The sequence below is a fragment of the Streptomyces sp. NPDC058579 genome, assembly GCF_042718575.1.
Taxonomy (GTDB): Bacteria; Actinomycetota; Actinomycetes; order Streptomycetales; family Streptomycetaceae; genus Streptomyces.
On record NZ_JBHXPI010000040.1, the window covers coordinates 1 to 26,078 of the forward strand.

General features: G+C 71.4%; 20 protein-coding genes and 1 pseudogene. 9 read left to right on the plus strand and 12 right to left on the minus strand.

The window, feature by feature from the left end; translation table 11 throughout:
• Positions 1-96 precede the first annotated feature (96 nt).
• Complete coding sequence (locus ACFWRO_RS30265) at positions 97-798, minus strand: hemolysin III family protein (RefSeq protein ID WP_384515653.1); 702 nt, start codon at positions 796-798, stop codon at positions 97-99.
• A 194-nt stretch (positions 799-992) separates the two neighbouring features.
• On the opposite strand from ACFWRO_RS30265, the gene ACFWRO_RS30270 reads away from it, so the two are divergent.
• On the plus strand, positions 993-2,819 hold the full coding sequence (locus ACFWRO_RS30270; RefSeq protein ID WP_384515656.1) for a phosphoenolpyruvate carboxykinase (GTP): 1,827 nt from the start codon (positions 993-995) through the stop codon (positions 2,817-2,819).
• A 146-nt stretch (positions 2,820-2,965) separates the two neighbouring features.
• Here the strand turns inward: ACFWRO_RS30270 and ACFWRO_RS30275 are convergent, their stop codons facing one another.
• From ACFWRO_RS30275 to ACFWRO_RS30305, 7 genes are all read right to left on the minus strand, one after another.
• Positions 2,966-3,640 (minus strand): poly-gamma-glutamate hydrolase family protein, encoded by a 675-nt coding sequence (locus tag ACFWRO_RS30275; RefSeq protein WP_384515659.1) that lies wholly within the window; start codon positions 3,638-3,640, stop codon positions 2,966-2,968.
• Between the two features lie 65 nt (positions 3,641-3,705).
• Positions 3,706-4,299 (minus strand): hypothetical protein, encoded by a 594-nt coding sequence (locus ACFWRO_RS30280; protein WP_384515662.1) that lies wholly within the window; start codon positions 4,297-4,299, stop codon positions 3,706-3,708.
• The gene (locus tag ACFWRO_RS30285; RefSeq protein ID WP_384515664.1) at positions 4,286-5,929 is read right to left on the minus strand and encodes an extracellular solute-binding protein; all 1,644 of its coding nucleotides are present in this window, start codon (positions 5,927-5,929) and stop codon (positions 4,286-4,288) included. Before ACFWRO_RS30285 ends, ACFWRO_RS30280 begins: the two co-directional genes overlap by 14 nt.
• Positions 5,926-7,128, minus strand: a complete 1,203-nt coding sequence (locus tag ACFWRO_RS30290) for a toxic anion resistance protein (protein ID WP_384515667.1) — start codon at positions 7,126-7,128, stop codon at positions 5,926-5,928. The genes ACFWRO_RS30285 and ACFWRO_RS30290 overlap by 4 nt, the downstream gene beginning before the upstream one ends.
• On the minus strand, positions 7,125-8,243 hold the full coding sequence (locus ACFWRO_RS30295) for a hypothetical protein (RefSeq protein ID WP_384515670.1): 1,119 nt from the start codon (positions 8,241-8,243) through the stop codon (positions 7,125-7,127). Before ACFWRO_RS30295 ends, ACFWRO_RS30290 begins: the two co-directional genes overlap by 4 nt.
• 208 nt (positions 8,244-8,451) lie before the next feature.
• Entirely contained in the window at positions 8,452-8,847 is a 396-nt protein-coding gene (locus tag ACFWRO_RS30300; RefSeq protein ID WP_384515673.1) for a hypothetical protein, read from the minus strand.
• A 95-nt stretch (positions 8,848-8,942) separates the two neighbouring features.
• Positions 8,943-10,154 (minus strand): pyridoxal phosphate-dependent aminotransferase, encoded by a 1,212-nt coding sequence (locus ACFWRO_RS30305; protein ID WP_384515676.1) that lies wholly within the window; start codon positions 10,152-10,154, stop codon positions 8,943-8,945.
• A gap of 98 nt (positions 10,155-10,252) precedes the next feature.
• Between ACFWRO_RS30305 and mptB the strand changes: the two genes are divergently transcribed.
• Entirely contained in the window at positions 10,253-11,722 is a 1,470-nt protein-coding gene (gene mptB, locus ACFWRO_RS30310; protein ID WP_384515678.1) for a polyprenol phosphomannose-dependent alpha 1,6 mannosyltransferase MptB, read from the plus strand.
• 279 nt (positions 11,723-12,001) lie between these two features.
• Here the strand turns inward: mptB and ACFWRO_RS30315 are convergent, their stop codons facing one another.
• Positions 12,002-13,627 (minus strand): amidohydrolase family protein, encoded by a 1,626-nt coding sequence (locus tag ACFWRO_RS30315; protein ID WP_384515680.1) that lies wholly within the window; start codon positions 13,625-13,627, stop codon positions 12,002-12,004.
• A 14-nt stretch (positions 13,628-13,641) separates the two neighbouring features.
• Entirely contained in the window at positions 13,642-14,970 is a 1,329-nt protein-coding gene (locus ACFWRO_RS30320) for an amino acid deaminase (protein WP_384515683.1), read from the minus strand.
• Positions 14,971-15,077: 107 nt separating this feature from the next.
• Here ACFWRO_RS30320 and ACFWRO_RS30325 point away from each other — a divergent pair, with 107 nt between their 5' ends.
• The 4 genes from ACFWRO_RS30325 (at position 15,078) to ACFWRO_RS30340 (ending at position 19,107) form a co-directional block, all read left to right on the plus strand.
• Complete coding sequence (locus ACFWRO_RS30325) at positions 15,078-16,319, plus strand: sugar kinase (protein ID WP_384515685.1); 1,242 nt, start codon at positions 15,078-15,080, stop codon at positions 16,317-16,319.
• Positions 16,316-17,077 (plus strand): IclR family transcriptional regulator, encoded by a 762-nt coding sequence (locus ACFWRO_RS30330; RefSeq protein ID WP_384515688.1) that lies wholly within the window; start codon positions 16,316-16,318, stop codon positions 17,075-17,077. Before ACFWRO_RS30325 ends, ACFWRO_RS30330 begins: the two co-directional genes overlap by 4 nt.
• Positions 17,074-17,484, plus strand: a complete 411-nt coding sequence (locus tag ACFWRO_RS30335) for a RidA family protein (RefSeq protein ID WP_384515691.1) — start codon at positions 17,074-17,076, stop codon at positions 17,482-17,484. Before ACFWRO_RS30330 ends, ACFWRO_RS30335 begins: the two co-directional genes overlap by 4 nt.
• 156 nt (positions 17,485-17,640) lie before the next feature.
• The gene (locus ACFWRO_RS30340) at positions 17,641-19,107 is read left to right on the plus strand and encodes a GntP family permease (RefSeq protein ID WP_384515694.1); all 1,467 of its coding nucleotides are present in this window, start codon (positions 17,641-17,643) and stop codon (positions 19,105-19,107) included.
• A 73-nt stretch (positions 19,108-19,180) separates the two neighbouring features.
• On the opposite strand, the gene ACFWRO_RS30345 is transcribed toward ACFWRO_RS30340, so the two are convergent.
• On the minus strand, positions 19,181-20,551 hold the full coding sequence (locus ACFWRO_RS30345) for a M14 family metallopeptidase (protein WP_384515697.1): 1,371 nt from the start codon (positions 20,549-20,551) through the stop codon (positions 19,181-19,183).
• A gap of 288 nt (positions 20,552-20,839) precedes the next feature.
• Between ACFWRO_RS30345 and ACFWRO_RS30350 the strand changes: the two genes are divergently transcribed.
• Positions 20,840-22,003 (plus strand): serine/threonine-protein kinase, encoded by a 1,164-nt coding sequence (locus tag ACFWRO_RS30350; protein WP_384515796.1) that lies wholly within the window; start codon positions 20,840-20,842, stop codon positions 22,001-22,003.
• Between the two features lie 87 nt (positions 22,004-22,090).
• Here the strand turns inward: ACFWRO_RS30350 and ACFWRO_RS30355 are convergent, their stop codons facing one another.
• On the minus strand, positions 22,091-23,785 hold the full coding sequence (locus ACFWRO_RS30355; protein ID WP_384515700.1) for a chitinase: 1,695 nt from the start codon (positions 23,783-23,785) through the stop codon (positions 22,091-22,093).
• Positions 23,786-24,171: 386 nt separating this feature from the next.
• Here ACFWRO_RS30355 and ACFWRO_RS30360 point away from each other — a divergent pair.
• Both ACFWRO_RS30360 and cpaB read left to right on the plus strand, forming a co-directional pair.
• A pseudogene (locus ACFWRO_RS30360) lies at positions 24,172-24,993 on the plus strand (hypothetical protein); the annotation flags it as partial.
• Between the two features lie 380 nt (positions 24,994-25,373).
• Positions 25,374-26,078 carry a Flp pilus assembly protein CpaB gene (gene cpaB / locus ACFWRO_RS30365; protein ID WP_384515703.1) on the plus strand — a complete coding sequence of 235 codons (705 nt, stop codon included), beginning with the start codon at positions 25,374-25,376 and terminating at the stop codon, positions 26,076-26,078.

Genomic DNA, 26,078 nt, shown 5'->3' on the forward strand with positions numbered 1-26,078 from the left:
AGCCTTCCTCCACACCTACAACCACCACCGCTGCCACACCGCACTCGACGGACACCCGCCCATCAGCCGCGTCAACAACCCTGCGGGTCAATACACCTAGGCCTTGTAGGCGACCAGGGAGATGCCTACGTAGTGGACGATGAAGGCCGCGAGGGTCAGGGAGTGGAAGACCTCGTGGAAGCCGAACCAGCGCGGGGACGGGTTCGGGCGCTTGATGCCGTAGATGACCCCGCCCGCGCTGTAGAGCAGTCCGCCGACGATGACCAGGACGAGGACGGCGATGCCGCCGGCCCGCATGAAGTCGGGCAGGAAGAAGACGGCCGCCCAGCCCATCGCGATGTAGCAGGGCGTGTACAGCCAGCGAGGGGCGCCGACCCAGAAGACCCGGAAGGCGATGCCCGCCGCCGCGGCGACCCAGACCGCCCACATCAGCGGGCGGCCGGTCGAGTCGGGGAGGAGCAGCAGGGTCAGCGGGGTGTAGGTGCCCGCGATGATCAGGAAGATGTTGGCGTGGTCCAGGCGTCGTAGGACGGCCTCGCCGCGCGGGCCCCAGTTACCCCGGTGGTAGAGCGCGCTGATGCCGAAGAGCAGGCAGGCGGTGATGACGTACACACCGCAGGCGATCCGGGCGCGGGGCGAGTCGGAGAGGGCGACGAGGACGAGGCCCGCGATGATCACCGCCGGGAACATGCCGGCGTGCAGCCAGCCCCGCAGCCGCGGCTTCAGCGCGTGCGCCGGGAGGGACGGGGTGGGATCGGTACGGGTCACGTCCGGCACGTCCGGCGCGGCAGAAGTCATGAGACGAATGCTACCTACGCAACCGTAGGTCCCGGATATGAGTGGCGATGCTCACGTGTGCGGCCCTCTGGACATATGGGCGTATGCGTCGGATGATCAAATGAGTGTGGTCGGCACCGGATGAGCAGCTACGACGCATCCGGGTCGCAGCCCCCACGGGGCAGACAACTTAAACCCCTCATCAAGGAGCAATCGTGGCGCGCGACAACGCGGCTCCCACCACCGCAGTCCCCACCCGGCACCAGGAACTGGTCGCCTGGGTGAACGAGATCGCCGGGATCACGCAGCCGGACAGCATCGTCTGGTGCGACGGATCCGAGGCCGAGTACGAGCGCCTGTGCGAGGAGCTCGTCGCCAAGGGCACCTTCAAGAAGCTCGACCCGACGCTCCGCCCGAACTCGTACTACGCCGCCTCCGACCCGTCCGACGTCGCGCGCGTCGAGGACCGGACCTTCATCTGCTCCCTGAAGGAAGAGGACGCGGGCCCGACCAACCACTGGAAGGCCCCGGCGGAGATGAAGGCCATCTTCGCGGGTGAGGAAGGCATCTTCCGCGGCGCCATGCGCGGCCGCACCATGTACGTCGTGCCCTTCTGCATGGGCCCCGTCGGCTCGCCGCTCTCCGCGATCGGCGTCGAGATCACCGACTCCGCGTACGTCGCCGCCTCCATGCGCACCATGACCCGCATGGGACAGGCCGTCCTCGACGAGCTCGGCACCGACGGCTTCTTCGTCAAGGCCGTCCACACCCTCGGCGCCCCCCTGGCGGAGGGCCAGGAGGACGTGCCGTGGCCCTGCAACTCCACCAAGTACATCTCGCACTTCCCCGAGAGCCGCGAGATCTGGTCGTACGGCTCCGGCTACGGCGGCAACGCCCTGCTCGGCAAGAAGTGCTACGCGCTGCGCATCGCCTCCGTCATGGCGCGTGACGAGGGCTGGCTCGCCGAGCACATGCTCGTCCTGAAGCTCACCCCGCCGCAGGGCGAGTCGAAGTACGTCGCCGCCGCCTTCCCGTCCGCCTGTGGCAAGACCAACCTCGCCATGCTGGAGCCCACGATCTCCGGCTGGACGGTCGAGACCATCGGCGACGACATCGCCTGGATGCGCTTCGGCGAGGACGGCCGCCTCTACGCGATCAACCCCGAGGCCGGCTTCTTCGGCGTCGCGCCCGGCACCGGCGAGCACACCAACGCCAACGCCATGAAGACCCTGTGGGGCAACTCCGTCTTCACCAACGTCGCGCTCACCGACGACGGCGACGTGTGGTGGGAGGGCATGACCGAGGAGCTGCCCAAGCACCTCACCGACTGGAAGGGCAACGACTGGACGCCGGAGTCGGAGACGCCGGCCGCCCACCCGAACGCCCGCTTCACCGTCCCGGCCGGCCAGTGCCCGACCATCGCGCCGGAGTGGGAGGACCCGAAGGGCGTGCCGATCTCGGCGATCCTCTTCGGCGGCCGCCGCGCCTCCGCCGTCCCGCTGGTCACCGAGTCGTTCAACTGGCAGCACGGTGTCTTCCTCGGAGCGAACGTCGCCTCCGAGAAGACCGCCGCCGCCGAGGGCAAGGTCGGCGAGCTGCGCCGCGACCCGTTCGCCATGCTGCCGTTCTGCGGCTACAACATGGGCGACTACATGGCGCACTGGATCAAGGTGGGCGCCAACGCGGACGCCGCGAAGCTCCCGAAGATCTACTACGTCAACTGGTTCCGCAAGAACGAGGCCGGCAAGTTCGTCTGGCCCGGCTTCGGCGAGAACAGCCGCGTCCTGAAGTGGATCGTGGAGCGCCTCGAGGGCAAGGCCGAGGGCGTCGAGACCCCGATCGGCATCCTGCCGACCGCCGAGGCGCTCGACACCGAGGGCCTGGACCTGCCGGCGGAGGACCTGGAGTTCCTGCTCAAGGTCGACCGTGACGTCTGGCGCGAGGAGGCCGCTCTGGTCCCCGAGCACCTGAACACCTTCGGCGACCACACGCCGAAGGAGCTGTGGGACGAGTACCGCGCGCTGGTCGAGCGCCTGGGCTGAGCCCCGTACCCGCTGAGGTACGACCCGAGACGCGTGGCGGGCCGCCCCGAAACGCCGCCCTGACCAGTGGGGTCACGAACGGCTCGTCACGATGCGCACCGGCCCCCGGAGCCCCCTCACGGCTCCGGGGGCCGGTGCATGTTCCGTTACAGGAGGGGCTGGCCGGCCTCGACCGTCGCGATCGCGCGGCGGCAGGCGTCGCGGAACAGCACGAACTTGCCGTTCTCGTTCCAGGACGCCGCCCGGCCGCCCCGGCTGCTGGGGTCGCCGAACAGGCCCTTGCGCAGCTCCGTCGTGAGCTCCAGCTGTGCGCCCATGCCGAGCATCGTCTTGTTGCAGGGGTTCGCCGTGTGGTCGCCGTTGAACTCCGTGAGCAGCGGCGCCCACTGGGGGGCGAGGGAGTCGATCGCCACGAAGCCCGCCGCGTTCAGCTCGTTCACCAGCGCGGTGCGGAAGGCCTTGTTGCGGCCGCCGACGACGGCCACCTCCCGGTCGCCGGTGGGCGGGAAGGTGGAGGTGGGCAGCTTCAGCTGGTCGAACTGGCAGCCGTGCAGGCTGAGGACGTTGAGGTGGCTCGCCGCCGTCGACAGTGCGACGTGGTCGTCGCAGTTCTTCGAGGTGACGTGCAGGTCCTTGTTGTCGGCCTTGAGCAGGCCCTCGAACATCCAGTAGTCGTGCACGGTCGGCAGGATCGGGGCGCCGTCCGGGTCGCTGGGGCTGTATCCGGCGATGCCCAGGCAGAGTTCGCTGGTGCCGATCTCGATGCCACCGCCGTGCAGCGCGAGGATCGCGGTGCGCCGGACCGGGGCGACGGTGGTCATCGAGGTGTCGAACTGCTCGTGGCGGCGGTAGCGGCGGCTGAAGGTGCCGCCCGTGCCCTGTCAGGTCAGGACTTGCCGCGTTCCTCCAGGTAGCGGGTGTGCGCCTCCTGCCGGATCGACTCCGCGTCCTGGAGGGCCGCGGCGATCCGGCCCGCCTCCTCGTGCAGCGCGTCCAGTTGCCGTTCTAGGTGGGACTCGGGCGGCTCCGAACCCGGCGTGACCCGGTGCCACCAGCGGGTCCGTACGAAGGTGTCCACCGCCTCCGGGATGTCCTGGCGCACCGCGCGCGCCAGCATGTGCAGGTGCTCCGGGTCGCTGACCCAGCCCGGTTCGAAGAGCGCCTCGAAGAGGGTGTCGAGGTCGGTGAGGCGGCCGGCCGCGGCCGACGGCAGCTCGACCTCGGCCAGATAGGCGCGCAGGGTCGCGAAGTCCGCGCGCAGCGCGTCGAGTTGCTCCTCCGCGTTCGGGAACGGCGGGGGCGGCGTCCGCTCGGGCGGGGCGATCAGCGCCCCCGCCGCGTACAGCGCCACCACGATCAGCGGCCAGAGTGAGCCGGCCGCCCCGGTGAAGGAGAGGGCGAGGCCCGCGATGCCGCAGGCGCTGCCGGTGAGGTTCTTGCGGGACTCCAGGTACCGCACGACCGGATTACTGGTAGCCACGGATCTCCTCGAAGGCGCCGTCCAGCGAGCCCTTGGTGGCGTCGAAGAGCCGGCCGCCGGTGAGGCCCGCGATGTGGTCGAGGGCCGCGCGGTCGGAGTCCCCGAAGACGATCGGGAAGACCGGCGTCCGCTTCTGGGCGGGCGGGAGGTCCCGGTAGAAGGCGTCGAACGCGGCGGCCGGTGCGCCGTCGGTGTTCTCGCCGTCCGTCATCAGCACGATCGAGGTGAAGGTGTCGGCGCCGCCGCGGCCGGTGCCGAGGTGTTCGTACGCCTCCTCCAGGCTGGAGTAGATCGCCGTACCGCCCGAGGCGGAAAGCCCGTTCGCCTGGGCGCGCATCGCGCCGATGGCCTTCTTCGGAGCCGCCGGGTCGACCGTGTACGTGCGGACCTCGTTCCGCTTCACCGAGCTGCCGAACGGCATCACGGTGACCGTCTCGCGGTCCCGGAAGTCCTCGGTCAGCTCGGCGAACGCGGACCTCAGCCGGGCGAGCCGCTCGCCCTCCATGGAGCCCGAGGTGTCGAGGACGTAGACCGTGCGCGAGGGGCGCCTGAGCTTGTTCTCGTACGCGTCCAGGAGGCCGTCGGCGACGGCGCGGCTGCCGGGGAACGGCAGTTCGCGGCGCTGGTCGGCGGCGAGCGGCTTCGCGAGCTCCACGCCGGGGACCACCGGGCGGCGCAGTGTCCGCTGGGTGATCAGCCGCTGGGCGTCGGGGGTGCGGAGGTGGGCGGTGAGGCGCGCGGCCGCCTGCTTGGCGTCCGGGCTCGCCGCGGTGAGCAGGGTGAACGGGTAGTCGGCGGTGACGACACCGTCGGCCGGGCGGACGACCGTGAGCTCCTTGCCCGTACTGAGCAGCACCGACTCGTAGTTGATCAGCGCGTCGACGTCCTCGCGGCGCGACCAGGCGGTCGCCAGCCAGCCGGAGGAACCGGAGGTCAGCTTCTGGCCGCCGAAGAACTCCTTCAGCTTCGGCGTGGCCGCCGTGACGTTCTGCTCGGTGAGCGCCGACTGCGCGCCGGAGAGGCCCGAGGCGATCGAGACCAGGGCGGAGAAGCCGGAGTTGGAGCGGGCCGGGTCGGTCATGCCGTAGCCGAGCTTCTTCTCCGCGACGGCCTTGTGGATCTGCGACCAGGTGACCTTGGCCGGATCCCAGCCGAGCGCGCTCACCTTCTCGGGGCGCAGGCCGAGCGCGACGGGGGAGGTCATGATCGGCGTCTCGGCGGTGATCCGCTTCGCGGTGTCGGGGCGCAGCCGCAGGTAGTCGTTGGAGGAGAGCCAGACCGCGTCGTACGACTTCTCCGCCGCGCCGGACGCGATCCGCTCGACGGCGTCCAGCGTGCCGGCGTACGTCGGCTCGACGGTGACCCCGGTCTTCTTCCGGGCCTCTTCGAGGACGGGCTCCATGTCGGAGAGCTCGGAGGAGGCGAGGACGCGGAGGGTGTAGGGGGCGCCGGCTTCGCCTCCCTTCCCCGTGCCGCCGCCGTTGCTGCTTCCGCTGCCCCCGCCGTCGGCGGTGCAGGCGGCGAGGGACAGGGCGGCCAGGAGGGCGGCGGCGGTGGACGCGGCGCGGCGGGGGAGGGATCTCGTGCCGCGGGGGAGGCCTCGGGGGAGACCTCGGCTGGTGGATCTCATTCGAGGCCGCCTTCCAGGGCGCTCGTGCGGCGGGTACGGGCCAGATACGCGCCGGCCGACTGGAGTTCGGCGGTCAGGGACTCGACCGTGGCCGCCATCGACTCGGTCGCCTGGACCTTGTACGTGTCGATCGCGTCGAGCGTCCGGTAGATCTGCTGGAACGCCGTGCGCAGCGTCTCCGCGCCCACCGCCGGGTCGGCCGCGATGCGCTGGATCTCGCCGCTCTGGGTCGCCAGCATCTCCGCGTTGCCGCGGATCAGGTCCTCCGTCGTCGAGCGGAGCACGTTCACCTGCTCGGCGACCTTGCGCTGGTTCTCCAGCGCGGAGGACAGCATGACCGCGATGCGCAGCGCCGAGACCGTGGTGGTGGCCGCCCGCTCGACGCCCTTGATCAGCTCGTCGTTGTTGCGCCGGACCACGTCCATCGCCAGGTATCCCTGCGCGCAGACGGCGAGTTGGGTCAGCAGGTCCTGGTGCTTCTGGCGGACCGGGAAGAGCACGTCGGAGCGGAGCGCGTCCGCGGCCGTCTGGTCCGGGGTCAGCGTGATCCGCTCCTCGACGGCCGCGTCGAGGGCCTCGGTGAGCACCGCGTACTCCTGGAGCTTGCCCATGGTCTCCCAGAGCCGGCCCCGCTCGGTCTGCAACGCCGCGTTGTCGCGCCGCAGTTCGTCCTGACCGCCGCGGAGCGTACCGACGATCTTCGTCAACGTGCCCTGCGAGGAGGCGTACTTGGCGACGTGGTCGCGCAGCTTGTTCCCGCCGGGCAGCCTGGACAGGAACTTCCGCGCGCCCTTGCCCGGGGTGTCCCGGGGGTCGAGGTCCTCGACGGTGCGGCGCAGCTCGACGAGCGAGGAACCGACCCGGGACTGCGCGTCGCCGCCGCCCTCGCTCAGCGAGCGGACCGTGCGGTCGAGCATCCGGTTCGACTGGGCGGCCGCGCTGCGCATCTCGCCGGCCCCGAGGGCCGCGATCTCCCCGATGCGGCCCGCGAACTCGGGCGAGCGGGTGTCGAGCCCGGCGAGCGAGTCGACGTACTCGACCGCGCGCCGGCTCATCTCCGTACGGACCGACTCGTCCAGCGGCACGAGGCCCGAGGCCTGCTCGGCGCGGACCGGGGGCACCGGCTCGGGCGGGGTCAGGATCAGCTGGGCGGTGCCGGGGTCGTGGGGCGTGCTGATGCGAGGGTCGGGCGTGGTCATGCGGTGTCCCCCTGGTTGCGGGCCCGGCGCGCCATGTCGTGCAGCACCTCGCTGGTGGGCACGGGCGCCTGGCGGACCCCGGTCAGATTCTGGTTGATGCGGTCCGCGAGGTCCGCGGTCGCGGCCGTGAACTCGGCGGCGGCGCCCTGCGGGCGGAAGCCGTGGCGCACCGCGAGCTCGCGCAACTCCTTGTCGTTGGTGAGGAGTTCACCGAGTTCGCGACCGGCGTCGGTGAGCGGTACGACCGTGTGGTCGCTGATCACCGTGGTGTCCGGGTAGAGCACGACCAGGTCGCCCATCTGTCGCTTCGCGAGGAGCTGGGAGGCGACCTGGGACTCGTAGACGAGCACCAGCTGGTTGCCGACGCCGCTGATGAAGTCGCGGAACGGGGCGTCGGAGCCGGACTGTTGGGCCCCCTGGACCTGGATCAGCTTGCGCATCAGCGGGGCCGTTCGGCGCACGTCGGCCTTGTCCCCGGCCACCCTGCCGCCGTCGGCGACGAAGCTCGCGGCGGCGAGGTAGAGCGCGCCGGAGTTGGAGGCGACGGGGTCGGTCGAGGTGATGAACAACGTGCCGCTCAGCTCCGGCCGGCCGGCCGAGCCCTTGAGCTGCTGCCAGGTCCGGTCGGCCCGCGCGGCCTTCAGGTACGGCTCCATGCGCAGGGTGCCGGTCTGGCCCCCGGGGCTGAAGGCCACCAGGCCGTTGTCGGCGAGGACGTCGGCGGCGCCGCGGTGGGCGACGACGACGAGCGGGGAGTAGAAGGGCCGCAGCGCGGCGGTCTTCACCCCGTTCTTGGCGCGCAGCTCGTCGGCGGGGGCCTTGGAGGACGGGAACGCGAAGTCGTAGCCCTTGAGGGGCAGTTCCTCCATGTCCCAGGACCCGGAGGTCTCCGTCCGCACGGTGAGACCCTCGTCGGCCAGGGCCTGCACCACCTTGGGGTCGGCGAAGAACTCCGCCTTCTCCGACCCGATCACTCCTCGCACGGTCTTCGTTGCCGTGCCCTTGTCCTTGTCGCCGCCCACTACGAGGACGGCGGCCACGCCGCCCAGGAGCAGGACGGCCAGGACGATTCCCAGGATGCGTCTCACGGGGGCAGATTGCTCGCGGAAGCCCACATTCCAGGGGGAGTTGGGTGTACGGAGAGTGAAGTGGTGATCCCGGTACGGAACCGGAGTGTGGTGGACTGGTGTGTGGGGGCGAGGAGTTGGGGGGTGCGGGTCAGGGGGCGGACCCGGGGTGGGCACGAGCTTGGGCGGTGCTCGGCTGCGGCGGAGTGTGGTGGCGCCCGGTCCGCGCGGCCCTGGCGCGCGCGGACCGGGGCCGTCAGGGGGTGGTGAGCAGCGGCTCGGGGGTGGTCAGGGCCTCGGAGTGGGCGTCCATGCGCTCGGCGGCGAGGATCGCGGAGGCCGTGTCGGCCCGGGAGGCGGCGACGACCAGGGCGCGGCCCGCGAGGGTGTGGGCGCGCTGGTGCAGCGACGGGGTGTTCGAGCCGCTCAGTCCCGCGTGCCTGGCCGGCGGCGCGCCGCGAAGGCGTGCGACCTGGCGGGCGATGAGATCGCCGGCCTCCGTGTCGCCGAGCTCGTCCGTGACGGCGAGCAGGGCGGCGAGGTGTCCGGCGAGCTGAATGTCCAGCTCCTCCTCGCGGGAGCGGTGCGGGTACGCGTTCTGGTCGTCGTCGGCCATCCGGTGGACCGACTTCGCGCGGATCGGTTCGTACATGGGATGGCCTCCTGAGTGTCTGGAGCCATCCTAGCTTAGATTCAATCTAAAGTTGAGTGTGGTCTGAAGGGGCGGGGGTGGTGTGGTCCGGGTGGTTACGGCTGGCTGTAGCCGTCCAGGAACGTGCCGATGCGGGTCACCGCGTCCGCCAGGTCGATGGCGTTCGGCAGCGTGACGATCCGGAAGTGGTCCGGCTCGTGCCAGTTGAACCCGGTGCCGTGGACCACCATGATCTTCTCGGCCCGCAGCAGGTCGAGGACCATCTGACGGTCGTCCTTGACCTTGTAGACGCTCGGGTCGAGCCGCGGGAACAGGTACAGCGCACCCTTCGGCTTCACGCAGGTGACGCCCGGGATCTGCGTCAGCAGGTCGTACGCCACGTCCCGCTGCTCCAGGAGCCGCCCGCCCGGCAGCACCAGGTCCTCGATCGACTGCCGGCCCTGCAGGGCGGCGGCCACCGCGTGCTGCGCCGGCATGTTGGCGCAGAGCCGCATGTTGGCGAGGATCGTCAGGCCCTCGATGTACGAGGAGGCGTGCGCCTTCGGCCCGCAGACCGCGAGCCAGCCGGAGCGGAAGCCGGCCACCCGGTAGTTCTTGCTCATCCCGTTGAAGGTGAGGACGAGCAGGTCGGGGGCGATGGCGGCGGTGGGGGTGTGCGTGGCGCCGTCGTAGAGGATCTTGTCGTAGATCTCGTCCGAGCAGACGACCAGGTTGTGCCGGCGGGCGATCTCCGTGAGGGAGCGGAGCATCTCGTCGTCGTAGACGGCGCCCGTCGGGTTGTTCGGGTTGATGATCACGATCGCCTTGGTGCGGTCAGTGATCTTCCGCTCGATGTCCGCGAGGTCCGGCATCCAGTCCGACTGCTCGTCGCAGCGGTAGTGCACGGCCGTGCCGCCGGCCAGCGAGACCGAGGCCGTCCACAGCGGGTAGTCCGGGGCGGGGACGAGCACCTCGTCGCCGTCGTCGAGCAGCGCCTGCATCGACATCTGGATCAGCTCGGAGACGCCGTTGCCGAGGTAGATGTCCTCGACGGAGAGCGGGATGCCCTTGGTCTCGTAGTGGCTCATCACCGCGCGGCGGGCGGACAGCAGGCCCTTCGCGTCGCCGTAACCGTGCGCGTCGGCCAGGTTGCGCAGGACGTCCTCGAGGATCGCCGGCGGGCACTCGAAGCCGAACGCGGCCGGGTTTCCGGTGTTGAGCTTGAGGATGCGATGACCGGCAGCCTCGAGCCGCATCGCCTCTTCGAGCACCGGGCCCCGGATTTCGTAACAGACGTTGGCGAGCTTCGTGGACTGGATCACCTGCATGCCGAGAGCTTACGGCGGGGTCGCGCGGGGCGCCTCGTGTTTTGGGACACGTCGGGCGGAATCGGGGTGGGACGGGAGGGCGGGTAGGTTGGCGCGTCATGTGGGTTTTCAGTCGCTCGGTCGGTGTTTCGGCGTGCAGGTGGGCGGGTGCCGTCGGGGCGCTCGCCGTCGCCGTGGGCGGCTACGCCGCCGGGACGCTGCCGGACCGGCCGGAGCCGTGGGGGCTGTGGGCCGCCCGAGGGTCGGCGGCGACGGTGGCGGGCGCGGTCCTGGCGTACCTGGGGCTGACGCTGCTCGTGGCGGCGTGGGGGCGGTACGGGGTGCTGCTGGCGCGGGGGGAGCGGGACCGAGTCCTGGTGACCCTGGGGTGGTGGTGCGCGCCGCTGGTGCTCGCGCCTCCGCTGTACAGCGCGGACGTCTACAGCTACATCGCCCAGGGCGCCATGGTCCTGGAGGGGTATGACGTGTACGGGGCCGGGCCGTCGGTCCTGGGGCCGGGGGACCTCGGTGTGGAGGCGGCGGGGAGCGTCGGGGGGCACTGGACGGACACCCCGGCGCCGTACGGGCCGGTCTTCCTGGTCCTCGCGCAGGCCGTGGTGAAGGTGACGGGCGGGGCGGTCGTCCCGGCGGTGTTCGGGATGCGGCTGCTCGCGCTGGGCGCGCTGGCGCTGATCGTGTGGGCGGTGCGGGGGCTTGCGGGTGGGCGCGGTCTCGGGAGCGGGGGTGAGAGCGGGGCGCTCTGGCTCGCGGTCCTGAACCCGTTGCTGCTGATCCACGTCGTGGGCGGGATGCACAACGACGGGCTGATGATCGGGCTCATGCTCGGCGGCGTGCTGCTGGCCACGCGGGGGCGGTGGGTGCTCGGGAGCGTGCTGGTGGGGCTGGCGATGATGGTCAAGTCGCCGGCGGCGGTCGCCCTGCTCTTCATCGGCGTGATGGTGGCGCGTGCGTCCGGCGGGCGCGTACGGGGTGTGGCGAAGGGGCTCGTCGGGCCCGGGGTCGTCGCGGGGGCGGTGGCCGTCGGCGCGACGGTGGCGGCCGGGACCGGGTTCGGGTGGCTGCGGACGCAGAGCGTCGCCGGGGCGATCCATACCGCGCTGTCGGTGACCAGTGATGTCGGGCTGGGCCTCGGGCTGCTGCTCGGGGACGACCCGGACCCGGTGAAGGCGGTCATGCAGAAGCTCGGCCTCGCGGCTGCGGCGGCGATCATCCTGGTGCTCGCCTGGCGGGCGTGGAAGGGCCGGATCGACCCGGTGCTGGGGCTGGGGCTTTCGCTGGTGGCGCTGGTCGCGCTGTCGCCGATGGTGCAGCCCTGGTACCTGCTGTGGGGCGTGTGCGCGGTGGCGGTGACGGCCTGGGACACGCGGGTGGGGCAGGTACTGGCCGTCCTGTCGGCCGCGCTGGTCTACGAGACCGCTCCGTCCGGATCCACCCCGTGGTACGGGTTCGTGGCCGCCGGGGTCGTGCTGGCGGCGGGGCTCGTGTGGGTGCGGCGGTCGTTGTGGGCGCGCCTGGCGGTGGGCGCCGGACCCGTGGTGGGCGGGGACCTGGAGCGGACGCGCCCGTAAGGGCGCCGTCCCGTGTGCCCACCCGTCCCGCCCTGCGGGACGATTGCCCACACGGGGGTGGGTAGGGGCGGGACGGCTGCCCGCACGGGAGCGGGCGGGGGCGGGGCGATCGCCCACACGGGGGGTGCGGGGCGGGACATGTGCCCGCACCGGCGGGGAGACGGCCGGGGGCCCCGCCCCCCAGGGGTGGGGAGCGGGGGTGCCCCATCGGGCGTGGGGGCGGCGCTGTCGGGACCGGGTGTCGGCGGGCTGCGCGGGGCGCGGACCCGCCTGGTGCGGTCAGGGGGTCGGTGTCCTTCGGATCGACTTGCCCGCCAGGGTCGTCGTCCGCTTGCCGTCCTCCATCACGAACTTGCCGTCGATCAGGACGTGCGGGATGCCCACCGGGAGGGTGCGGGGGGAGTCGTACGTCGAGCCGGCCGCGACCGTTGTCGGGTCGAAGAGGACCAGGTCCGCGACGTAGCCCTCGCGGATCAGGCCGCGGTCGGGGAGGCGGAGGCGGGCGGCCGGGCGGGAGGTCAGGTGGGCGACGCACTCCTCCAGGGAGAGGACGCCCTCCTCGCGTGCGTACTTGCCCAGGTACTGCGGGAACGTTCCGTACGCCCTCGGGTGGGGCTTGAAGCCCTGGAGGATGCCGTCCGAGCCGCCCGTGTGCACCCGGTGGCGCATGATCGTGCGGACGTTCTCCTCGTGGCCGACGTGCTGGAGGATCGTCGAGCCCAGGCGGTCGTCGATCAGGAGGCGGCGGGCCGTGACCCACGGGGCCTCGCCGCGCATCTCGGCCGACTGGGCGATCGTCTTGCCCACGCACGACGCCAGGCCCGGGTCGCTGACCCCCGAGATCTCGATCGTGTCCCACTCGATCGGCACCCCGTGGCAGCCGTCCGAGCCGATCTCCTCCAGGTGGTGGCGGATCCGTTCCGCCGTCTCGTCGTCCTTCAGGCGGGTCAGCAGCGCCTCCGGGCCGCCCTCCGCCGCCCAGCTCGGGAGCATCGCCATCAGGGTCGTGCAGCCCGGCGTGTAGGGGTACGTGTCCAGGGTGATGTCCGAGCCGCCGGCGAGTGCCTCGTCCAGGAGGGACAGGAGGTCCGGGGCCTTGCCCTTGTTCACGCCGAAGTTCATCGTCGCGTGCGCCAGGTGCAGCGCGCAGCCCGCGTCACGGGTGAGGGCGACCATCTCCTCGTACGCCTGGAGCGCACCGGCGCCGTACGAGCGGTGGTGCGGGCAGTAGTAACCGGCGTAGCGGGCGACGATCTTGCAGAGGTCGGTCAGTTCCGCGTCCTTCGCGTACATGCCCGGCGTGTACGTCAGGCCCGAGGACATGCCCACCGCGCCCTGCTCCATGCCCTCCGCGACCAGTTGCCGCATCCGGGCCAGCTCGGCCTCGGTTGCTGGGCGGTCGTCCCAGCCGACCGCGTACATCCGGACCGTGCCCTGAGGGATCAGGTACGCCGCGTTCACCGCGATGCCCTGGCCGTCGTGCGAGCGGTCCAGGCGGTCCAGGTACTCGCCGACCGTGCGCCAGTCGAAGTCGATATCCGAACCGTCGCCGTTCCAGCCGGTGATCGCCCGGCGGACCTCCGCGAGCGTGCGGTCGTCGACCGGCGCGTACGAGAGGCCGTCCTGGCCGAGGACTTCGAGGGTCACGCCCTGCGCGGCCTTCGCGGTGTGTTCCGGGTCCCGGAGCAGCGCGAGGTCGGAGTGCGCGTGCATGTCGATGAAGCCGGGCGACAGGGCGAGGCCCTCGGCGTCCAGGACGCGCCGGGCGGTGGGGCGCTGGCAGCCCGCCGCCGCGCCCTCCTTGACTATCGCGGCGATCCGGCCGCCGTCGACGGCGACATCGGCGCGGTACGACTCCCCGCCGGAGCCGTCGATGACGTCCACGTCGCGGATGACGAGGTCCATGGTGACCGGCTCCTCTAGAAGAACGTACGGATGTAGTCGACGACCGTGCCGTCCGCCTCGACCAGCGGGATCAACTGCCACTTGTCGAAGGACGTACAGGGGTGGGAGAGGCCCATGCCGAGCCAGTCGCCGACCTCGATCTCGGCGCCCGGTTCCGTGCGGACCCAGCCGTGCTGGTCGGACAGACCGGTGACCGTGATGCCGTCGGCGGGGCGGACCGCTCCCGTACGGGCGTCACGCACCACCTGCGCCTCGGGGAGGTCGAGGTCGTACGCGGCGTCGCGCTTGCCGCCGTTGGTGAAGGCCTGTTCGGGGCTCGGACGGGAGACGACCTGCGCCCAGAGCCGGAACGCGGGCTGCAGCGCGCCCTCTTCGGGGACCCGGTTGAAGGGCGTGAGGTGCCGGTAGTGGCCGTCGTCGTGCGAGACGTACGCGCCGGAGCGGAGCAACTTCAGTACGGGGAGGGAGAGTTCCGGGATCTCCGCGAAGACGTCGGCGACCGCGTCGAACCAGGCGCTGCCGCCCGCGCTGATCACGATCTCCTCGATCCCGGGGGTGAATCGGCCCGCCTTGTCGAAGTCGGATGCGAGGGAGATCAGGCGGTTCAGCCAGGCGTGGACTCGGTCGGCGTCCGCCTGCGGGACCTCGCCCTCGTAGCCCGCCACGCCGACCAGGCGGAGCGTGCTCGTCGCGGCGACCGCGACGGCTACAGCGGTGCAGTCGGCTTCGGTACGGGCTCCGGTACGGGCCCCCTCGCCGGCGCCGAGCTCGACGACTACGTCCACGGGGCGCCGCGCGCCGGCCTCGGTGAGGGCCGCGTCCATCAGCTCGACGGCGCGGACCGAGTCGACGTAGCAGATGAACCGGAAGTCGGGGTCGGCGTCGAGCTCGGAGGCCAGCCAGCGCAGGGCGGGGGCGTCGACGAGCTCGTTGGCGAGGAAGATCCGGGCGATGCCGTGCGCGCGGTAGACGCGGGCCTGGTGGGGGACGGCCGCCGTGATGCCCCAGGCGCCGTGCTCCAGCTGACGGTCGAAGAGCTGCGGGGCCATGGAGGTCTTGCCGTGCGGGGCGAAGGCGAGGCCGTGGCGCTCGGCGTAGGTCTCCAGGAGGTCGAGGTTGTGCTCGACCGACTCGGCGGAGAGGGCCAGGACGGGGGTGGTGAAGCCGCCGGTGAAGAGGTTGCGGCGCTGGGCGGCCAGCTCGCCGACGGTCAGGCCTTCGGCGTCGGGGGGTAGGGCCTTGAAGCGGTGGTCCACGCGTTCGTGTGCGAGTTGCTGGGTGGGGGTTGGAGCGGGGGTGGGAGTTGTAGTTGGAGTGGGGGTGTGCTGTTGCTCCTGCTGCATGGTTCCTCCAGGCCTCGCGTCATTGCGTTGCAGTGTGCGCAACGGTCATTGCGCATATCGCTTGATGGTGTCTAACATCCGGGCCAACGCCGGGTCAATGGACCCGCATGATCCACGAGGAGCCCGCGGTGACCGCCGTGACCGGAGACCACCCGACCGTGGACGCGCCACCCGTGGACGTCGTCTGCCTCGGCGAGTCCATGGTCACCTTTCTGCCCTCCCGGCCGGGACGCCTCGCCGACGTGCCCACGTTCGCCCGTGCCATCGGCGGCGCCGAGTCCAATGTCGCCTGCGCGCTCGCCTCCGCGGGACACCGCGCGAAGTGGGTGAGCCGGGTGGGTGCGGACGGGTTCGGTGATCATCTCGTCGAGGCGATCGGGGCGTACGGGGTCGATGTGTCGGCGGTGGGGCGGGATGCCTTGCGGCCGACCGGGATCTACTTCCGTACGGCCACGGATCGGGCGACGGCGGCGCATGAGGTCGCGTATTACCGGGCTGGGTCGGCGGCTTCGGCGATGTCGCCGGGGAACGTTCCGTACGAGTCCGTCGCGGATGGGCGGGTGCTGCATCTGTCGGGTATCACCGCGGCGCTTTCGGGGGACAGTTTGGCGCTGATGCGGGCGCTGACCGCTCCGCGGGTGGGGCGGCCTGTTGTTTCGTTCGACGTGAACTTTCGGGCGGGACTTTGGCGGGACGCCGTTGACGGTGGGCGGGTGCTGCTGGACCTTGCGCGCGGGGCCGACCTGGTCTTCGTGGGGGAGGACGAGGCGGAGGAGGCGTGGGGGGTTGTCGGAACGGACGCGATCCGCGAGGCGCTGCCGGAGCCGGCGGTGGTGGTCGTGAAGCGGGGGGCGGCGGGTGCGGTCGTCTTTGAGCGCTGCGCGGCTTCTTTCCCCACCCCGCCCCTTCCCGAACTGGGGGCTCTGCCCCCAGACCCCCGTGCCTCAAACTCCCCCTACGCCCAGGGGCGTGGGGGGACCCCCAGCGGGGCTGGAATTTTTCGGGAAGGGGCGGGGTGGGGGAAAGCCCCGCGCAGCGGCACCGCACCCGCACCCGACACCGTCACCTTCGTCCCCGCCCCCCGCGTCGACGTCGTCGCTGCCGTCGGGGCCGGGGACGCGTTCGCCGCTGGGTTTCTGTCCGGGACCCTTCGGGGGCTCGGGGTGCGGGAGCGGGGGCGGCATGGGCATCTCATGGCCGCCGCCGCGCTCACCGTGGCCGGGGATCTCGCCGCGCCGCCCGCCCGCCGCCTCGCCGACCGGCTCGTCGCACTCGACGACTCCGCCTGGGAGACACTGCACCTCGGCCCCGGCTGGACGGGGCCGGACCAGGAGGTACGTACGCCATGAGTCAGACCGTCGACCGCGCGCTGAGCATCCTGCCGCTGCTCGCCCAGGGGCCCGCCGACCTCGGCCAGGTCGCCGACCGGCTCGGGGTGCACAAGTCCACCGCCCTGCGGCTGCTCCGCACCCTGCACGAGCATGGCCTCGTCTACCGCCAGCAGGACCAGCGCTACCGCCTCGGCGCCCGCCTCTTCGCCCTCGCGCAGGAGGCCGTCGAGAACCTCGACATCCGCGAGATCGCGCACTCCCACCTCACCGCGCTCAACGAACAGATCGGGCACACCATCCATCTCGCGGTCTACGAGGAGAGCGAGGTGCTCTACATCGACAAGGTCGAGAGCCGCTACCCGGTCCGGATGTACTCCCGTATCGGCAAGCCCGTCGCCATCACCGTCGCCGCCGTCGCCAAGCTGCTGCTCGCCGACCTCCCCGAGCCCGAGCGGCGCGCCATCGCCGCCAAGCTCGACTACCCCATGTACACGCCCCGTTCGACCCCCAACGCCGCCGCCTTCCTCAAGGAGCTGGCGACCGTACGCGAACAGGGCTGGGCCACCGACCTCGGTGGCCACGAGGAGTCCATCAACTGTGTCGGAGCGCCCATCCGCGGCGCCGACGGCCGTGTCGTCGCCGCCATGTCGGTCTCGGCGCCCAATGTGGTCGTGACCGCCGAGGAACTCCTCACCCTGCTCCCGCTGGTGCGCCGCACCGCCGACGCCATCAGCCGGGACTACTCAGGCAACACCCCTACCAAGGACCGGACATGACCGAGAAGATCGCGCTCACCCCCGCCACCCACACCGCCCCGCCCGCGAAGTTCTCGCACGGCGTCAAGAAGGGGAACATCCTGCAGGTCGCCGGGCAGGTGGGATTCCTGCCCGCCGAGGAAGGCAAGGCCCCCACGCCCGCCGGGCCGACCCTGCGTGAGCAGACCCTGCAGACCTTCGCCAACGTCAAGGCGATCCTGGAGGAGGGCGGCGCGAGCTGGGACGACGTGATGATGACGCGCGTCTACCTCACGGACGTCGACCACTTCGCCGAGATGAACGAGATCTACAACGCGTACTTCGAGGAGCAGGGCCTGAAGGCCCCCGCCTCCGCCCGTACGACGGTCTACGTCGGCCTCCCCAAGGGGCTCCTCATCGAGATCGACGCCCTGGCCGTCCTCTCCTGAGTCCGCGTCCGAGTCCGCGTCTGAGTCCGACTCCGAGTCTGCGTCTGCATCCCCTGAACCTGAGCTGATTCTGCTGAGAACGCCGCTCCACGGCACGGCGTCCGTCCCCGGGACGCCGTGCCGCGCTCCCCCCTACCCAAAAACGAGGCCCCCGCCATGCTGCTCGCCGCCGCATCCCCCGCCGCCGAGGCGCCACCCCACACCGGAGGACTGCTCCTCCTCATACCCGGCACGGCCGGTCTGCTGACCGTCGCCGCCCTCGGCATCGCCCTCCTCCTCGTCCTCATCATCAAGCTCCGGCTCCAGCCCTTCGTCGCGCTGCTCGCCGTCTCCATCAGCGTCGGCCTCGCCGCCGGCCTCTCGGTCACCGAACTCTTCGGCACCGTCCAGAAGTCCGCCGCCACCTCCGTCATCGAGAACGGCATGGGCGGCATCCTCGGCCACGTCGCGATCATCATCGGCCTCGGCACCATGCTCGGCGCGATCCTCGAGGTCTCCGGCGGAGCCGAGGTGCTGTCCTCCCGCCTCCTCGGCCTCTTCGGCGAGAAGCGCGCCCCGCTCGCGATGGGCCTGACCGGACTGATCTTCGGCATCCCCGTCTTCTTCGACGTCGGCATCTTCGTCCTCGCGCCGATCGTCTACGCCGCCGCCAAGCGGTCCGGCAAATCGATCCTGCTCTACTGCATGCCCCTCCTCGCGGGCCTGTCGATGACCCACGCCTTCCTGCCGCCGCACCCCGGCCCCGTCGCCGCCGCCGGACTGCTCCACGTCTCGCTCGGCTGGGTCATCCTCATGGGCATCGTCGTCGGCATCCCCGCCGTCCTCGCCGCCTGGGCCTACGCCGCCTGGATCGGCAAGCGCATCTTCGTCGAGGTCCCACAGGACATGCTGGAGGCCGCCGAGGACGCCAAGGCCCAGGTCGCCGCCGAGCGCAGGGAAGGCGCCTCCGAAGCGCCCGTCTCCCTCGCCACCGTGCTCCTCATCATCGGTACGCCGCTGGTCCTCATCCTCGCCGCGACCTTCTCCTCCATCGCCCTCGACGAGTCGACCGCCCGCTCCGTGATCGAGTTCTTCGGCAACCCGTTCGTCGCCCTCACGATCGCGCTGGTCCTCGCGTACTACCTGCTCGGCATCCGGCGCGGCTGGTCACGCAAGTCCCTGGAGCAGGTGTCCACGTCCTCGCTGAAGCCGGTCGGCAACATCCTGCTCGTGGTCGGCGCGGGCGGAGTGTTCGGCGCCGTGCTCAAGGCCAGCGGGGTCGCGCAGGCGCTCTCCGACACCTTCAACGACGTCGGCCTGCCCGTCATCGTCCTCGCCTACCTGATCTCCCTCGTGCTGCGCGTCGCCCAGGGCTCCGCGACCGTCGCGATCGTCACCACCGCCGGCATCGTCCTGCCGCTGGTCGAGGGCGGCGACCACTCGCAGGCCTTCCTCGCCCTGGTCATCATGGCGATCTCGGCCGGCTCGATCTTCGCCTCGCACGTCAACGACGGCGGCTTCTGGATCGTCTCGAAGTACTTCGGCATCTCCGAGCGGGACACCCTGAAGTCCTGGACCGTCCTGGAGTCGGTCCTCTCCGTCGCCGGGTTCGCCGTCGCCGCCGGGCTCAGTCTGGTCGTCTAGCCCCTCGGATACGTAAGGAGGAGGGCGCCCCCGGCTTCCCGGGAGCGCCCTCCTCGTCACGTGCCGGCTGCCGTCAGGTCGTGCAGTACTGCGACTGCTTGCCGATCGAGCGGTACATGCAGTCCGCGTTCTCCAGGAGCTGGAGGACCGCGTCCCTGTTACGGCTCGTCTCGCGTTCGATCACCTCGTCGGGCGGGTAGAAGCCGCCGTTCCAGGACGAGGCCGGATACATCTCGAAGGTGTAGCCGAAGATCTTCTGCGCGCCCCACAGCCAGTCGTCGATCGACCCGTCCGTGATGTAGAGGTCGCTGGACTGCTCGGCCGTGTAGCCGTTGCTCGCCGCCATCTTCCCGCCGACCGCCGCGAACGCGTCCCGGTCGTCCTGTGTCAGGCCCGGCGCGGTGTTGGCGGTGGTCCAGCCGTAGGGCCAGAGCACCAGTTCGCTGTACGTGTGGAAGTCGATCGCCGCTCTGATCTGCTGCTTGCCGCCCACCACCCGGGTGCGGACGAAGTCTGCGACGACCTTCACCTCGGGGGCCGACTCGGGGGCGGTGCCCCGGTAGGTCTCCGAGCTCTTGGTGCCCGAGGAGCCGCCGCAGCAGCCCCACTTGTAGTCCCAGTTACGGTTCATGTCCGTACCGACGTAGGAGGAGCCGGCGTTGGGCTGCCGGTTCTTGCGCCAGCTGCGGTACGAGCCGGAGGCGATGTCGTACTCGCCGCCGTCCGGGTTGAGGTCCGGCACGATCCAGATCTCGCGGTTGTTCACCATGTTCGTGACCCGGCTGTCGGAGCCGTAGCCCGCGCCGAGTTCGCGCAGCAGGTACAGCGCCATCTCGACGGTCAGGTGCTCGCGCGCGTGCTGGTGGTGGGTGAAGAGGACCTCAGGCTCGGCCTCGTCGGTGCCGACGTTGTCGCTGATCTTGATGGCGACGATGTCCCGGCCCTGGTAGGTCTTGCCGATGACCCGCTTGTTCATGAGGGTCGGGTACTGGGCGATGCGCTGGTCGATCTCCGCGTTCATCTCGGCGAAGTTGTGGTACTTCGAGTCGGCCGAGGGGAAGTCGAAGGGCTCGACGCCCAGGCCCTTCGCCGACCGGTCCGGCGGCGCCGGCAGCGCCTCCGGGCGGTGGCCGAGGGCGCGGAGCTTGCGCAGCTGGGCGGTGTTGGCGCTGACGACGACGCTGTGGTCGTCGGCCTCGTCGATGGAGACGCCGGTGGCGGCGAGCGCGGTGCGTTCGGCGACGGTGGACGGGCCGTGGATCTCGTACTGGCGGATCACTTCCTCGGCGGCGGGCGTCGGTTCGGAGTCGGCGCCGGCCTGCTGGCTGCCGAGCGAGAGCGGCGCCGCGAGGGCGAGCGCCAGCAGGGCCGCGAGCGTGGCGGACCTTCTGCCGCGGCCGGCGCGGATGCCGAGAGTCCCGCTTCCGCGGGTTCGAAGTCGCATGCTGTCTCCTGGGTGGGGAGGGTGGGGGGTGCGACAGGCTGTGCGGGATTGCTGTGCCGGATTGCTGTGCGGGTGTTCGGGTGTTCGGGCACATGGTGGGGCTATGACATGGACGGGTCAAGAGTGCGGTTCGGCCATCGGTCGTCACGGTCGCCTTCGTGGCCGGGTTCCACAGGAGATCACACCGGACGGCGAAATCCGCGAAAGGAAGATCCTTCGGCGATACTGTGCCGCGTGGGGACGCTGATCGGCACGTACGAGATCGAACGCAAGCTCGGCGAGGGCGGCATGGGGACCGTCTGGCTCGCGCGCTCGCGCGGCGGACGCGCCGTCGCCGTCAAGGTGGCCCGGCCGGAACTCGCCGCAGACCCCGGATTCCGCGAGCGCTTCCGGGCCGAGATCGTCGCCGCCCGCCGGGTCGGCGGCTTCCACACGGCGCAGGTCGTCGACGCCGACCCCGACGCCGAGGCGCCCTGGCTCGCGACCGCCTACGTCCCCGGCCCCACCCTCGCCGGCCTCGTCGCGGCGGAGGGCCCGATGGACGAGCGGCGGATCCGGGCGCTGGGCGCCGCGCTCGCCGAGGCCCTGGAGGCCATCCACGGCTGCGGGCTCGTCCACCGCGACCTCAAGCCCGGCAACATCGTCATGGCCGCCGACGGGCCCCGCGTCCTGGACTTCGGGATCGCCCGCGCCCTGGAGTCGACCCGGCTCACCGCCACCGGAACGGCCTTCGGCACCCCCGGCTACCTCGCCCCCGAGCAGGCCCTCGGCGAGGAGGTGACCGGTGCCGCCGACGTCTTCGCCCTCGGCGGCGTCCTCGTCGCGGCCGCCGGCGGGCGGGCGTTCGGGGACGGGACCCCGATGGGGCTCATGTACCGCACCGTCCACGAGGCGCCCGACCTGGCCTCCGTACCGGAGGCGCTGCGCGGCCTCGTCGGACGCTGCCTCGCCAAGAACCCGGCCGAGCGGCCCACGCCGGCGCAGCTCCTCGACGCGCTCGTGGCGGAGCCCGTTCCGCCCACGCCGACCGTCGTGTCCGTTCCCGCGCTCGCGCCCGCTCCGGGCGACGGCGTCCAGGACGCCGTACCCCTCCACGTCCAGGACGACCTACCCCCGCCCGTACACGCGCTGCCCACCGTCGTCGTACCGCCGCAGCCCGCCGCGCCGCCGGGGCCCGCGCCGACGTTCGAGGCCGCCGACAGGTCCTCCGGGATCGCCGTCGACGCCGACGGGGTGGTCTTCGTGATCTCGGACGTCGAGGCGGAGTTCGGCTGGGAGGAGATCGGGTCCGTCGCGAGCGAGCTGACCCGGCGCGGCCGGCGGCTCGCCGTCACCCTCACGCTGTACGACGGCTCCACCTACACCTGCGAGGTCGACGGCCGCGGCACCGAGCGCGCCGAGGCGTGGGCGCGCCAACTGGACCTGGTCCTGCGCCGCTACCTTCCCGCGTAGCGCGTAGCGCGTAGGACGAGACGAACATGGCGCGGCGCCGTCGCTGGGGGGCGACGGCGCCGCTGTCGTACGTATGCCTGACGGTTGTTACGGCAGGTTGTGGACGTGCGGGCCGACCGCGTTGGACCAGGCGTTGCCTGCCGTGGCGTCCCAGTTGGTCGACCAGGTCATCGCGCCGCGCAGGTTCGGCCAGGTCTGCGAGGGCTTGAAGGAGCCGCAGTTGGTGCCGCGGGCCAGGCAGTCGAGCGCGTTCTTCACGATCGACGGGTCGACGTAGCCGCTGCCCGCGCCCCGGGTCGAGGCCGGCACGCCGAGGCCGACCTGGGAGGCGTCGAGGCCGCCCTGGAGCTGGATGCAGGCGAGCGCGGTGAGGAAGTCCACCGAGCCCTGGCTGTACACCTTGCCGTCACAGCCGAGCATCGAACCGCTGTTGTAGTACTGCATGTTGACGACCGTGAGGATGTCCTTCACGGCGAGCGCGGTCTTGAAGTACTCGGTGCCCGTGTTCTGCATGTCGATGGTCTGCGGGGCCATCGTCAGGACCAGCGAGGAGCCGGCCTTCGCGGAGAGCTGGCGCAGCGCCTTCGTCAGGTACGTGGAGTTGATGCCGTGCTCAAGGTCGATGTCGACGCCGGTGAAGCCGTACTCCTGCATCAGGGCGTACGCGCTGTCGGCGAAGGCGGTCGCCGAGGCGTCACTGTTGATGGTGACGTTCCCCTTCTCGCCGCCGACCGAGATGATGACCGACTTGCCCGCGGCCTTCTTCGCGGCGACGTCGGCCTTGAAGTCGGCGACGGAGGCGTAGCCGACGGCCGGGTCGAGGTTGAAGACGATCTGGCCGGGCGTGGTCGTCGAGTCGGCGAACGATACGGCGATGATGTCGTACTGCGCCTGCACGTCCCGCAGCTTCTGGACGGTCGCGCCGTTGTTGAAGTTCTGCCAGTAGCCGGTCAGCGCGTGCTTCGGTACGGACGGGCCGGGGCCCGGGTTGGTCGTACGGGCGGAGACGGCGGTCGACTTGGCGGACTCGCCCGCCGCGTTGGTCGCCGAGACCTGGAACTGGTACGTCGTGTTGGCCGCGAGGCCCGTCACCGTGGCGGAGGCGCCGGAGACGGTCTGGGCGAGGGAGCCGTCGCGGTACACCTTGTAGCCGGTGGCTCCGGAGACCGCGTTCCAGCTCAGGGCGACGGAGGACGAGGTGACCGAGCCGGTGGCGAGGCCCGCCGGGGTCGCCGGGACGACCGGGTCGGGGTCGACCGGGCCGCCGCCGTCGGGGCCGAAGACGGAGACGTCGTCGACGTGGTAGGCGGCCTGGCCGTACCAGCCGTGGGTGTAGACGGTCACCTGGGTGGTGCTCGCGCCCGTGGTGAAGCTGGTGGTCAGCTGCTTCCACGAGGTGCTGTCGGGGGTCCAGGTGGAGACGTCGGTGGTTCCGGTGCCGGTCGCGCCGAGGTAGGCGTACCCGCCCTGCACCCAGGCGCTCAGCGAGTACGTCGAGTTGGGCTTGACGGTGACGACCTGGCTGCAGCGGGCGTTGTCCTGGCCCGCCGGGCTCGCCTTGAGTGCGCCCGCGCCGGTCCGTACGGGCGAGGAGACGGCGGCGCCGCTGCCCGCCGAACAGCTCCAGTTGGCCAGGCCGGACTCGAAGCCCGCGTTCTTGGCCACGTTGATGTCCGCGGCCTGCGCGGTGCCGGTGCCGCCGACGAGGGCGAGCCCGGAGCCTACGGCGAGCGCGAGGGCGCCGCCGATCCATCTGCGCGAGCGTGTGGTGGTGCGGTCCACTTGCTGCCTCCGGTGGGGGAGATGGGGGAGGGGAGGTAAGGAGAGGGGAGGTAGGTCACGGTGGCCACCGTTGGGGCAACAAGCTGGTCCAGACCAATCGAGTTGTCAAGACCTCTGACGGGGGTGGGGAGTTGGGTGGGTGGGCCTGGGGAGCCGTGTTGGGCCCATAGGTGGACCCAGTCCCGGGCCCACCTATGGGCCCAGCGCTGGGTCCGGCGTCAGGCCCAGCGCAAGACCCATCCGGACCAAGAATTCTCGTTGTGCTTGCCGGATTGTGTGTTCACCAGCCCACGGTCCGTGGATAAAGTGCCAGCATCGCGCTGTGCAGTAACGCGGTGAACGCAGTGAGTCATGGGACATGGGGACTTGGGGACGGGGAGCCCGACGTGCCGACAGCGATCGCGGTCACCAGTGCCGACCTGGTGCTGCCACCGACCGACCAGCAGACACCCACCGCCGCCGTCCTGCCCGCGCCCGAGACCCAGCGCCTCGCCTCCGCCGTGGCCGACCTCCAGCTCCTCCTCGACCGCTACGGCCATGTGATCGTCCTCTGCCCGAGCTCCCTGCCCAAGCCGGCCGAACAGCGGCTGCACGCCATCCGCTCCCTCCTGGAGAGCGACCGGATCGCCCTGGTCAAGACCGACCTGCCGCCACTGGGCACCGCCGTACTGGCCCGGCAGCTGCGGCAGCTCTCCGCCTGCGACTTCAGCCCCGGCGTCATCGCCTCGGCCGCCCGGCTGCTCACCCACTACATCTACGCCGGCGCCGTCCTCGGCTCCGTCGCCAAGCTCGACCGGGTGCCTGTGACCCTGAAGTCGCACGTCAAGGGCTGGCTCCCCGGCGCCCAGTTCGCCGTGCTCGCCGGGCCCGTCCCGCAGCTCGTCCGGATCGGCGCGGGCGTCGCACCGCCCGCGGGCCCCGAGTTCGCCACCCAACTCGTCGTCGCCCGCGGCCAGCTCCAGACCGACTGGCCCACCGGCACCCTCGCCCCGACCTGGCAGGTCCAGGCCGTCCACGAGGCGCCGCTGCCCGCCGAGTCGCCCCGCTGGTGGGGGACGGGGCGGCTGATCGAGTTCACCGCGTACCTCCCCGACATCGCCGTACTCCACCGGCTCGTCGCCTCCGTACGGCGCGAGACCTGCCACTGGTGCCGGATGGAACTCATCGGCGACCGCTGCGGCTTCTGCGCCGCACCGTGGGTCGCGTCGACGGCCGCGCCGTCGCGCGCCGCGTCCGGCGCGGGGGAGGGCGTTCGGGCGGTGGGGCCGTCGGGCGCCAGGTCGGTGGGGTCGGCGGCCGCCCGCTCGGTGGCCCCCGCGTCCGCCGCCCCGCCGACGCCGAACGCGCTGCCGACCGCCGCCGGCGCCCGCCCGTCCCGCGCGCTGCCCGCCACAGCGCCCCCGTGGCCGTCGACGCCGTCACCGGCGCCGCCGGGAGACATCCCGCCCGCCACGCACCCCGTCCGCTGAGCCACACGACCCGTCCGCCGAGCCGCACGTACCCGTCCGCCGAGCCACACGTACCCGTCCGCCGAGCCACACCCACCCCGTCCGCTGACCCCCGTACCCCCGATCGAGGTTGTCCGGCAATGAACTCTCGCCAGCGTCGTGGCGTCATCCTGTTGCTGCTGTCCGTCCTGTGCGCCCTCGGTGCGTTCGCCGGCGTCCTCTCCGTGATCGACGACGTCAACTCCAAGGTCGGACCCGAGGTGACCGCGTACCGCGTCAAGGGCGACGTGGCGCCCCACACCCCGCTGGACGACGGGCAGTTCGAGGAGATCTCGATGCCGAAGCGCTGGCTCTCGAAGACCGCCGTGACCGACCTCGACCAGATCAGGGGGAAGATCGCCGTCACCAGGCTCGAAGCCGGCTCCCTCCTCCAGTCGGACATGATCGTCAAGCGGCCGGCGCTCCAGCCCGGCCAGCAGGAGATCGCCATCATGATCGACGCGGCGACGGGCGTCGCGGGCAAGATCACCCCCGGGGCGACGGTCAACATCTACGCCACGTTCGCCGGTGAGAAGGGCGGCAAGGCCGCCCAGTCCAAGGTCATCGTCAGCAACGCCCGCGTCATCGACGTCGGCAAGCTCACCCCCATCTCCGACCGCGACGACCGCAGCAACGGCCCCACCGAAGCCGTACCGATCACCTTCGCGCTCTCCACGCTCGACACCCAGCGCGTCGCGTACGCCGAGTCCTTCGCCGAGCACGTACGGCTCGCCCTCGTCGCCCCCGGCAGCGAGCCCGCCCTCACCCCCGACGACCGCACCTACACGCTCGACAAGGACAAGTGA

Excerpts from the sequence above, each read along its gene's own strand:
- ACFWRO_RS30290 (WP_384515667.1), bottom strand. The coding sequence starts at position 7,128 with ATGACCACGCCCGACCCTCGCATCAGCACGCCCCACGACCCCGGCACC.
- ACFWRO_RS30350 (WP_384515796.1), top strand. The coding sequence starts at position 20,840 with ATGGGGACCGTCTGGCTCGCGCGCTCGCGCGGCGGACGCGCCGTCGCC.
- ACFWRO_RS30345 (WP_384515697.1), bottom strand. The coding sequence starts at position 20,551 with ATGCGACTTCGAACCCGCGGAAGCGGGACTCTCGGCATCCGCGCCGGC.
- ACFWRO_RS30265 (WP_384515653.1), bottom strand. The coding sequence starts at position 798 with ATGACTTCTGCCGCGCCGGACGTGCCGGACGTGACCCGTACCGATCCC.
- ACFWRO_RS30325 (WP_384515685.1), top strand. The coding sequence starts at position 15,078 with ATGATCCACGAGGAGCCCGCGGTGACCGCCGTGACCGGAGACCACCCG.
- ACFWRO_RS30275 (WP_384515659.1), bottom strand. The coding sequence starts at position 3,640 with ATGACCACCGTCGCCCCGGTCCGGCGCACCGCGATCCTCGCGCTGCAC.
- ACFWRO_RS30330 (WP_384515688.1), top strand. The coding sequence starts at position 16,316 with ATGAGTCAGACCGTCGACCGCGCGCTGAGCATCCTGCCGCTGCTCGCC.
- ACFWRO_RS30305 (WP_384515676.1), bottom strand. The coding sequence starts at position 10,154 with ATGCAGGTGATCCAGTCCACGAAGCTCGCCAACGTCTGTTACGAAATC.
- ACFWRO_RS30315 (WP_384515680.1), bottom strand. The coding sequence starts at position 13,627 with ATGGACCTCGTCATCCGCGACGTGGACGTCATCGACGGCTCCGGCGGG.
- ACFWRO_RS30335 (WP_384515691.1), top strand. The coding sequence starts at position 17,074 with ATGACCGAGAAGATCGCGCTCACCCCCGCCACCCACACCGCCCCGCCC.
- ACFWRO_RS30340 (WP_384515694.1), top strand. The coding sequence starts at position 17,641 with ATGCTGCTCGCCGCCGCATCCCCCGCCGCCGAGGCGCCACCCCACACC.
- ACFWRO_RS30300 (WP_384515673.1), bottom strand. The coding sequence starts at position 8,847 with ATGTACGAACCGATCCGCGCGAAGTCGGTCCACCGGATGGCCGACGAC.
- cpaB (WP_384515703.1), top strand. The coding sequence starts at position 25,374 with ATGAACTCTCGCCAGCGTCGTGGCGTCATCCTGTTGCTGCTGTCCGTC.
- mptB (WP_384515678.1), top strand. The coding sequence starts at position 10,253 with ATGTGGGTTTTCAGTCGCTCGGTCGGTGTTTCGGCGTGCAGGTGGGCG.
- ACFWRO_RS30320 (WP_384515683.1), bottom strand. The coding sequence starts at position 14,970 with ATGCAGCAGGAGCAACAGCACACCCCCACTCCAACTACAACTCCCACC.
- ACFWRO_RS30285 (WP_384515664.1), bottom strand. The coding sequence starts at position 5,929 with ATGAGATCCACCAGCCGAGGTCTCCCCCGAGGCCTCCCCCGCGGCACG.